At 38.1% G+C, this 252-nt stretch carries 1 protein-coding gene; it reads right to left on the bottom strand.

Features of this window, described 5'->3' with window-relative positions:
- On the bottom strand, nucleotides 1-252 hold a 252-nt coding region (locus BOQ62_RS00520; protein WP_164976644.1), incomplete at both ends, for a hypothetical protein.

The raw sequence follows: 252 nt of genomic DNA, 5'->3' as shown, positions 1-252 counted from the left end.
TGTAATTTTCCTTGATAAACCAATCCTGTTTGTGAACGATGCTGTAATCCGGTAGCGTTTTAATTGCTTTGAACCATGCCGAATGAATGGCATCATATTGCCTTTCAAAAGACCTGGACAGAAAACTTTGGTCTTCTTTCAATAAATCCGGACTGTAATTTTCCTTGATAAACCAATCCTGTTTGTGAACGATGCTGTAATCCGGTAGCGTTTTAATTGCTTTGAACCATGCCGAATGAATGGCATCATATT

Source organism: Chryseobacterium sp. CH21 (assembly GCF_004119445.1).
In the GTDB taxonomy this organism is placed as follows: domain Bacteria; phylum Bacteroidota; class Bacteroidia; order Flavobacteriales; family Weeksellaceae; genus Chryseobacterium.
The sequence above is the reverse complement of the archived record's forward strand: the minus strand, read 5'-3'. Positions and strand labels throughout refer to the sequence as shown.